Annotated in this window: 8 protein-coding genes; 6 read left to right on the top strand and 2 right to left on the bottom strand. The window is 35.1% G+C overall.

Translation table 11 applies throughout. From position 1 onward, the window contains the following. Nucleotides 1–62: 62 nt before the first annotated feature. The 4 genes from ACKVOD_RS12120 (at nucleotide 63) to ACKVOD_RS12105 (ending at nucleotide 4,493) form a co-directional block, all read left to right on the top strand. Entirely contained in the window at nucleotides 63–881 is an 819-nt protein-coding gene (locus tag ACKVOD_RS12120) for an NYN domain-containing protein (protein WP_409209729.1), read from the top strand. Nucleotides 882–897: 16 nt separating this feature from the next. Then, the gene (locus tag ACKVOD_RS12115; protein WP_409209728.1) at nucleotides 898–1,473 is read left to right on the top strand and encodes a non-canonical purine NTP diphosphatase; all 576 of its coding nucleotides are present in this window, start codon (nucleotides 898–900) and stop codon (nucleotides 1,471–1,473) included. A gap of 174 nt (nucleotides 1,474–1,647) precedes the next feature. Then, the gene (locus ACKVOD_RS12110) at nucleotides 1,648–3,612 is read left to right on the top strand and encodes a DEAD/DEAH box helicase (protein WP_409209727.1); all 1,965 of its coding nucleotides are present in this window, start codon (nucleotides 1,648–1,650) and stop codon (nucleotides 3,610–3,612) included. Nucleotides 3,613–3,725: 113 nt separating this feature from the next. Next, entirely contained in the window at nucleotides 3,726–4,493 is a 768-nt protein-coding gene (locus ACKVOD_RS12105; protein WP_409209726.1) for a carboxypeptidase-like regulatory domain-containing protein, read from the top strand. Between the two features lie 75 nt (nucleotides 4,494–4,568). Here the strand turns inward: ACKVOD_RS12105 and ACKVOD_RS12100 are convergent, their stop codons facing one another. Beyond that, nucleotides 4,569–5,783 (bottom strand): 6-phosphofructokinase, encoded by a 1,215-nt coding sequence (locus ACKVOD_RS12100; RefSeq protein ID WP_409209725.1) that lies wholly within the window; start codon nucleotides 5,781–5,783, stop codon nucleotides 4,569–4,571. 170 nt (nucleotides 5,784–5,953) lie between these two features. Beyond that, the gene (locus ACKVOD_RS12095; protein WP_409209730.1) at nucleotides 5,954–6,610 is read right to left on the bottom strand and encodes a TrmH family RNA methyltransferase; all 657 of its coding nucleotides are present in this window, start codon (nucleotides 6,608–6,610) and stop codon (nucleotides 5,954–5,956) included. Between the two features lie 278 nt (nucleotides 6,611–6,888). Here ACKVOD_RS12095 and ACKVOD_RS12090 point away from each other — a divergent pair, with 278 nt between their 5' ends. Together ACKVOD_RS12090 and purB are read left to right on the top strand one after the other, a co-directional pair. Next, a complete protein-coding gene (locus ACKVOD_RS12090) occupies nucleotides 6,889–7,599 on the top strand; it encodes an SIR2 family NAD-dependent protein deacylase (protein WP_409209724.1) in 711 nt (236 codons plus the stop codon). A gap of 236 nt (nucleotides 7,600–7,835) precedes the next feature. Beyond that, nucleotides 7,836–9,165, top strand: a 1,330-nt coding sequence (purB, locus tag ACKVOD_RS12085; RefSeq protein WP_409209723.1) for an adenylosuccinate lyase, incomplete at its 3' end; no start/stop codon positions are given.

Here is a 9,165-nt window from a genome sequence, read left to right as displayed (position 1 = left end):
TTGTATATTTGGTAAACATTTGATTTATCAAAAAAAATCAACTTATTGAAATAACTAATAATATGTTACAAAACACAAAAGAATTAAAACTTGCCGTTCTCATCGATGCAGACAACGTTCCTTATAGTAATGTAAAAGGAATGATGGAAGAAATTGCAAAATATGGAACGCCAACAACAAAACGTATTTATGCCGATTGGACAAAACCCAATGCTAATGGATGGAAATCAGTTTTATTAGAACATGCCATTACCCCTATTCAACAATATAGCTATACTGTAGGCAAGAACTCATCTGATTCTGCGATGATTATTGATGCTATGGATTTATTGTATTCTGACAAAGTAGATGGTTTTTGCATTGTATCAAGCGATAGCGATTTTACAAGATTAGCTATACGTCTAAGAGAATCTGGAATGAAAGTCATAGGAATTGGAGAGAAAAAAACACCCAATTCATTCATTGTTGCTTGTGACCGATTTATTTATATTGAAGTTTTAGATGGTGCTATCAATAAAAAAATAAAAAAACGACCTACTGCAACTATAACAAATGAAACTAAAAAGCCGGTTGACCCGAGCGCTATCGAACAGGCGCAGCAAAAAGAGATAGAAAAGGAAGCTCCTAACAAAATAGACAATCAAACCATAGAACTTATCGAAGACACACTCGAAGCTATAGGTGATGATGATGGCTGGGCATTTCTAGGCGATGTAGGTAACCTCATCGTAAAGAAAAAACCCGAATTTGACCCCCGAAATTATGGTTTTGCAAAACTAACTCCCATGTTAAAATCACTTACCGATATTCTCGAAATTGACGAAAGAGAATCGGACAAAAAAGGAATCAAACATGTTTTTGTACGATTACGATTCAGTTAATAAATATCAACCAAACATGCAACTCGTTTTCGCCTCAAACAACATAAACAAAATCCTCGAAATACAAAGTATGCTTCCCAAAAGCATCCAAATAATAAGTCTTGATGAAATTAATTGTTTCGAAGAAATACCTGAAACTTCAAACACCATTGAAGGAAATGCCAAAATAAAAGCGGATTACATTACATCCAAATATGGTTTAGATTGCTTTGCCGATGACACAGGACTCGAAGTAGAAGCTCTAAATGGCGAACCAGGTGTTTACTCTGCTCGTTATGCTGGCGAACAATGCAATTCACAAGACAACATGAATAAACTCTTAGCAGCATTGGATAATAACCCCAACCGAAATGCCCAATTCAAAACTGTTATAGCTCTCAATCTAAACGGAGAACAACACCTTTTTACCGGAATTGCTAAAGGAAAAATTACAATCGAAAAATCTGGAAATGAAGGTTTTGGATATGACCCTATTTTTCAACCCTTGGGTTTTTCTGAAACATTTGCTGAACTTTCTCTTGAGCAAAAAAACCAAATTAGCCATCGCGGAAAAGCAACAAAAAAATTGATTGATTTTCTGAAAATAAAATAAAAATTGGAGTTCTCTGACTAAATTTAACTATGAAATTCCAAATCTAACCCCTAAGCTTCGGGACTGAAACCTAAAATTCTGATAATCAAATAATAATAAAACAACAAATCTAAATTTTCCGTTAGATAATGTCGTTTTTTAACTGTACTTTTGCACCAAATTTTAAAAACACATATGAATAAATTTGAACAATTAGGATTGAGTGAATCGCTACAACGTGCGATTATCGATCTAGGATTTGAGAATCCGACCGAAGTACAGGAGAAAGCGATTCCCCTATTATTGGAACAAGACACAGATTTAGTTGCGTTGGCTCAGACAGGGACAGGGAAAACGGCAGCTTTTGGTTTTCCAGTCATTCAAAAAATTGATGCCAACAACAGAAATACACAGGCGTTAATTTTATCACCTACCCGCGAACTATGTTTGCAAATTACAAACGAACTTAAAAACTACTCAAAATACGAAAAAGGTATTAATGTAGTTGCAATTTACGGTGGTGCGAGTATTACAGAACAGGCTAGAGACATCAAAAGAGGTGCGCAAATTATTGTGGCTACTCCAGGTAGAATGCAAGACATGATTAACAGAGGATTGGTCAACATTTCTCAAATTAATTATTGTATTCTTGACGAAGCAGATGAAATGTTAAACATGGGCTTCTACGAAGACATTGTAAACATCTTATCGACTACGCCAGACGAAAAAAGCACATGGTTATTCTCGGCTACAATGCCTGCAGAGGTGGCTAGAATTGGAAAACAATTTATGACCAACCCAGTAGAAATTACTGTTGGAACTAAAAATTCAGGTTCAGCAACGGTTTCACACGAATTTTACTTGGTCAATGCTCGTGATCGTTACGAAGCTTTAAAACGTTTAGCAGATGCGAATCCAGACATTTTCTCAGTAGTTTTTTGTAGAACAAAACGTGATACACAAGCTGTTGCCGAAAAATTAATCGAAGACGGATATAGCGCTGCTGCATTGCATGGCGATTTATCTCAAGCGCAACGTGATGGTGTGATGAAATCTTTTAGAGGCCGCCAAATCCAAATGCTTGTAGCTACCGATGTAGCTGCCCGTGGAATTGATGTGGATAACATTACTCACGTAGTAAATTATCAATTACCAGACGAAATCGAAACCTACAATCACCGTTCTGGCCGTACTGGTCGTGCTGGAAAATTGGGAACTTCAATTGTTATTGTAACAAAAAGTGAAATTCGCAAGATTTCTTCAATAGAAAGAATCATCAAACAAAAATTCGAAGAAAAAACAATTCCTTCCGGAATCGAAATCTGCGAAATCCAATTGTTGCACCTTGCTAACAAAATTAAAGACACAGAAGTTGATCACGAAATCGACAACTATCTACCTGCTATCAATAGCGTTCTAGAAGGTTTATCAAAAGAAGAGTTGATTAAGAAAATGGTATCGGTTGAATTCAATCGTTTTATTGCTTATTACAAAAAAAACAGGGATATTTCTAACCAATCTTCAGGTTCTGAAAGAAGGGAACGTGATGATAGAGGTGAATCAAGAGAAGGTAATAATAACAATGGGGCAACTCGATATTTCGTAAACATAGGCTCTAGAGATAATTTCGACTGGATGCAATTGAAAGATTATTTAAAAGAAACTTTAGATCTAGGCCGTGATGATGTATTCAAGGTAGATGTAAAAGAAGGTTTCTCTTTCTTTAACACCGATCCAGAACATACTGATAAAGTAATGGACATATTAAACAACGTTCAATTAGAAGGACGTCGTATCAATGTTGAAATTTCTAAAAACGATGGTGGCGGAAGACGCGATCACAACGGAAGAAGCTCTGGTGGTGGTTTTGGTGGAGGTCGTTCAGGTGGTGATAGAGGTTCAGCTCCAAGAAGAGAAGGAAGTTTTGCCCCAAGACGTGAAGGTTCTGGTGGCGGATTTAGAAGCGACAGAAGTTCAGCTCCACGTGAAGGTGGTTTTGGACCAAGAAGTAGTTCAGCTCCAAGAACGGGCGGTTTCTCTGATAGAGCTCCAAGATCTTCAGATGCTCCAAGACGTGATGGTGGTTCGTCAGAAAGACCAGCAAGACGTTCAGAAGGTTCAACTGACGCTCCAAGAGAAAAAAGACCAAGAAGAAGTTAAGAAAAATTGCAGTTTGTCCCGAGGCTTCGGGACTGTTAATTTTCTTATAATAAATTTGAAACTACAAAATACTTAATACCGTTTTTATTACTTTTAAAGTTTTAAAATAAGATATGAGATATTTTGTAGTTTTTTTATTTACAATTCTTTCCTTTTCAGTATTTTCACAAAGTTTAGACCCTAATCCAAAAGTTTCTGGTATTATACTTAATATCAATACCCAAGCTCCCATAAGCAATGTTAATATCATCAATGTTAACAAAATGAAAGGAACAACAACCGATGAAAAAGGTTTTTTTGAAATTTCGGTTACAGCAAACGACACGCTTCACATTACAATATTGGGCTTTCAATCTATAAAAGTCAAAGTGACCAATGACTGGATTAAAAATAAAACCACGAATATCTACTTAACTGAAAAAGCCTATGCTTTGGAAGAAGTAATTATTAGGCGATTTAAATTGACTGGATTTTTAGAAATTGACACCAAATTATTTCCAGATAAAAACAATTATCGGTATAGCATATCTGGTTTGACCCAAGGTTATGAAACTGGCGAAAACTCCCCAAATGCTTTGGAAAAAATTGTAGGTTCCCTTTTTAATCCTTCTGATAAACTCTATAATTTTTTTGGCAAAAGAACCAATGAACTCAAGAGGCTTAAGGAAATGAAAAAGGATGACACCGTTAGAAATTTACTCGAAACCAAATTTGATAGAGAAACCATTTCAGTTTTATTAGGAATAGATAAAAATGAAATTGCCGAAATCTTAGAACGCTGTAATTACTCCGAATCCTTTGTGAAAACTGCTAATGATTTACAAGTATTAGATGCTATTAGCGCGTGTTACGAAGAGTACAAAGTATTAAAAAGAAAGTAATGACTAGTGTCCTAAATAATCGATACAGATTATGCCGATAGGGATTATTTATTTAAATATTAAATAGACACTAATTTACCACTCTAAAATTTTATTAAAGTCATATTGCTCAGGATTATCAACATATTTTTTTGCTTTTTCATAATCAACTTCTGTTATGTAATGTAAATTAGAAAATAACAGTTTAGCCATCTCAGATTCAATATCTACCAAACGTGGTTTGATTTTACCGTCAGGTCCTTCAAGATCTTTTAGGTAAAGAGGTTTAATATCACCATTAGAATTTGCTGAAACCAAACAACCTGTTAACCCTTCAAGAAACAATTTCTTCACACCCATCGCTAAAAGTGTACATAAAGTAAGATCAAAACCTATTGGTCTGCAACAACGCAATTCGTAGCCCATTTCTACTGGTCTACTTTTCACATCTATATTCATCGATTTTAACTTTTGTTGCAATAACATATTAAAAATATGTGATTTGCTAACGTTTCCTAATTCTGGATGCCCATGGTCATCATAAGTAAAGTTAATTCCAGAATTATTTATTTCGTTATCATCCATAAAATGAAAAACACCCTCACTAATAATTACAACTCCGTAGGGTATGTTTTCTATTTTTCTTTTTATAATTGAAGACACTAACATTCGAGTAATTTTCTCGAAAGTAACACTAGTTTTATTGAACATTTCTGGAATGATTACCATAGGAAAATGACAACTCATTCCTATCCCAAATGCAAGATGACCTGCTTCTCGCCCCATGGTTGATAGCACAAACCAATTTTCACTGGTTCTTGCATCTTCATATATGGTATTCCCTATTCGAACTCCCTCATCTTTGGCAGAATGAAAACCAAATGTTGGATTTCGGTCTGGCAAAGGAAGGTCATTATCAATTGTTTTTGGAACGTGAATATTACTAACATTTATATTATTACTGGCAAGAAATTTACCAATTCGATTAGCTGTTGAAGCGGTATCATCTCCTCCAATAGTAACTAAAAGTTTTACATTATTCTTTTCGAAAAAATCTGTTTTAAACTCTTCGTCTTTGGGTTTATAACGACTCATTTTAAGAGAAGATCCTCCAAGGCTGAAAATTTTATCTGCATATTCAAAACTCAAATCTACCGTATTTGGACTATCGGTGAATAGGGTTCTATACCCCTCATGAATCCCAATTACTCGATAATTTTCTTTAATAAACACTTTGATAAGTGTACTTACCACTGCATTAATTCCGGGAGCAGGACCACCTCCACATAATATAGCTATTGAATCTTTCATATTGTTTATAAAATTTACCTAAAAACTATATCGTTATAGTTCTCGTCAAAAATATAGTAATATAGTTTAACTTACAACTTAATTTTTAAAAATAGATAGATTTTAAAAAATGAAAAAGTTTTCATTACCTATGAAATTAATTTTGAGAGGATAATAGCTCTTTAAAGAAATTACATTTCTGAATAATACCGAGCTTCTATTCTCTTAATATCCTTTATCGAACTCATAGCCCAAGCCAATCTTTTTTCAAGGATTTCTTGGTCAGATAAATGCCAATCTATATCAGAATTCTGCAATCTATTGGTCAGGTTTTGAATAATAATGGCTGCTGAAACCGAGATATTCAAACTCTCTGTAAAACCCACCATCGGAATTTTTAGATAACCATCAGCACAGGCTAAAATCTCTTCAGACAAACCATCTCTTTCTGTTCCAAAAAACAAAGCGCTAGGTTTCGAAATGTCGAAGTCATCTAGCAAACAATCATTCTCATGAGGTGTGGTGGCAATAATTTGGTAGCCTTTACTTTTCATCCTGTCTATGCAACTTGCAACACTATCAAAAGTGTTAATGTCAACCCATTTTTGAGCTCCCATGGCAATTTCCTTATCAATGCTTTTTCCATAGCGTTGCTCAATCACGTTTAATTCCTGAATACCAAAAACCTCACAGCTGCGCATTACCGCACTGGCATTGTGCATCTGAAAAACATCTTCGACCACCACTGTAAAATGTTTGGTTCGGTTTCCTAATACTTTCAAAAACTTGTTTTTACGATTTTCGGTTAGAATGTTTTCGAGAAAATGGAGATAGTCAAGGTCAATCATGTTATAAAATATATTTGCCAAAAATACTAACTATTTTCGCCACAAATTCACTAATTTTAATTTCTAATAAACAACTATTGACTTTCAGTCAATAGTTTTGGTTGGCAGACTGAAAGTCTGCATGGTTGTGATATTTTAAAAGTTTGCCACAAATTTCACAAATTAGCGCGAATTAATTTGTGAAATTTACGGCAAACTTTTTGGAACCTGAAAGGAAAATGCACTAAAAGTGCATAGTTTTAAATTATTTTTGAGATCAATAAAAAATTCGTGAATTCGTGGCAAATAAAGTAAACTCAAAAAAGAAACTCGTTGTTTTATCAGGAGCCGGAATCAGTGCCGAAAGTGGTATTAAAACCTTTCGCGACAGCGACGGACTTTGGGAAGGACACAATGTGTTGGATGTGGCAACTCCCGAGGGGTGGAAAAAAAATCCCGAATTAGTTTTGGACTTCTATAATAAACGTCGGCGTCAATTACATGAAGTACAACCCAATCGTGGTCATGAAATTTTGGCGGCATTAGAAAATGATTTTGAAGTGTCAATAATCACACAAAACGTCGATAACTTACACGAAAAATCAGGAAGTAGCTCCGTTTTACATCTTCATGGCGAATTGTTAAAAGTGCGAAGTATCTCTAACCCAAACTATATCCTGGATTGGTATACTGATTTAATTTTAGGCGATTTAGATACAAACGGAAATCAATTGCGCCCTAATATTGTTTGGTTTGGCGAAGAAGTGCCAGCATTAGACAAAGCGGTAAGCATTGTTCAAAATGCAGATTATTTGATAATCATTGGCACCTCTTTACAGGTTTATCCTGCGGCTAGTTTGATGCATTATGCCAAAGCAACTATTCCTGTTTTTTACATTGATCCAAAACCCGCAACGATGTACGATTTACCAAATGAGATAAAAGTGATTGCTACAACAGGTTCAAAAGGAATGGAAATTGTTCAAAAAGAACTGAAGAAATTACAATAGCAATTTCAATGACAATAATCCGTTGACTTAAACTAGCTTATATATTCAAAATAAAGTGAAACGCCTTTCAAGAATATAAAATCTATGACTCTATGTGGTTAAAAATTAAATAATTTTGAATTACACTCAACGGGTTAACAATGGTAATTTCTGAAATCAACTTCAATTTTTAAATCTGAAATCTGAAATCTAAAATCTGAAATGCTATCTTTGCACTTTATAAATAAACACCAACAATGACTACATTAAACGAATTAAACGCCGTTTCTCCAATAGACGGTCGATACAGAAGCAAAACCAGTTCACTTTCAAAATTCTTCTCTGAAGAAGCTTTAATTAAATACCGCGTATTGGTTGAAATTGAATATTTTATTGCGCTTTGCGAACTACCGTTACCGCAACTAAAGGGAGTAAATCCAAATTTATTCGAAAGTTTACGCAACATTTATAAAAACTTTTCTACCGAAGATGCCCTTTGGATCAAAGAAACAGAAAAAGTAACCAACCACGATGTAAAAGCGGTGGAATACTTTATCAAAGATGCTTTCGAGAAAATGGGTTTGTCTCCATATAAAGAGTTTATTCATTTTGGATTGACATCACAGGACATCAACAACACCGCCATTCCGCTTTCGACCAAAGATGCTTTCGAGAAAGTATATATGCCTTCATTAATTGGATTGACTTCAAAGTTAAAAGATTTGAGTGTAGAATGGAAATCCGTTCCTATGCTAGCCAGAACCCACGGACAACCCGCCTCGCCTACTCGTTTGGGTAAGGAAATTGGTGTTTTTGTAGAACGCCTAGAAGAACAAATGCGTTTGTTATTCAACATTCCGTTTGCTGGAAAATTTGGAGGAGCAACAGGAAATTATAATGCGCATCATGTGGCCTATCCACAAATTGACTGGAGAAAATTTGGGGGAGATTTTGTAGAAGACAACCTTGGATTACACCATTCTTTTCCGACAACACAAATCGAACATTACGATCATTTTGCTGCCTTTTTTGATGCTTTAAAAAGAATCAACACCATTGTAATTGATTTAGATCGAGATATTTGGACGTATGTTTCCATGGACTATTTCAAACAAAAAATCAAAGCGGGAGAAATTGGTTCTTCGGCAATGCCACACAAAGTAAACCCTATAGATTTTGAAAATTCAGAAGGAAATTTAGGAATAGCAAATGCCATTTTCGAACATCTTTCGGCTAAACTACCCCTCTCCAGATTACAACGCGATTTGACGGACAGTACCGTTTTAAGAAATATTGGCGTTCCTATTGGACACACTTTGATTGCTTTTGAAGCTACTTTAAAAGGCTTGAACAAACTCCTTTTAAACGAACCAAAATTCCATGAGGATTTAGAAAAAAACTGGGCGGTGGTTGCCGAGGCGATACAAACTATTTTGCGTCGGGAAGCCTATCCAAATCCTTATGAAGCCTTGAAAGGTTTGACAAGAACGAATGAAGCCATTGACAAAAAAGCAATTCATAATTTTATTGCGACCCTTGACGTTTCGGCTGAAATTAAAGCGGAATTAATGCAAATTACACCAAGTA

This window comes from Flavobacterium sp. (assembly GCF_046155325.1).
Classification (GTDB): domain Bacteria; phylum Bacteroidota; class Bacteroidia; order Flavobacteriales; family Flavobacteriaceae; genus Flavobacterium.
Note: the sequence above shows the minus strand (reverse complement) of the source record. Positions and strands in the feature narration are given on the sequence as shown.

Bases quoted from the DNA above. Each gene is read 5' to 3' on its own strand.
- ACKVOD_RS12100 (WP_409209725.1), bottom strand. From the start codon at position 5,783: ATGAAAGATTCAATAGCTATATTATGTGGAGGTGGTCCTGCTCCCGGA.
- ACKVOD_RS12105 (WP_409209726.1), top strand. From the start codon at position 3,726: ATGAGATATTTTGTAGTTTTTTTATTTACAATTCTTTCCTTTTCAGTA.
- ACKVOD_RS12095 (WP_409209730.1), bottom strand. From the start codon at position 6,610: ATGATTGACCTTGACTATCTCCATTTTCTCGAAAACATTCTAACCGAA.
- ACKVOD_RS12110 (WP_409209727.1), top strand. From the start codon at position 1,648: ATGAATAAATTTGAACAATTAGGATTGAGTGAATCGCTACAACGTGCG.
- ACKVOD_RS12115 (WP_409209728.1), top strand. From the start codon at position 898: ATGCAACTCGTTTTCGCCTCAAACAACATAAACAAAATCCTCGAAATA.
- ACKVOD_RS12120 (WP_409209729.1), top strand. From the start codon at position 63: ATGTTACAAAACACAAAAGAATTAAAACTTGCCGTTCTCATCGATGCA.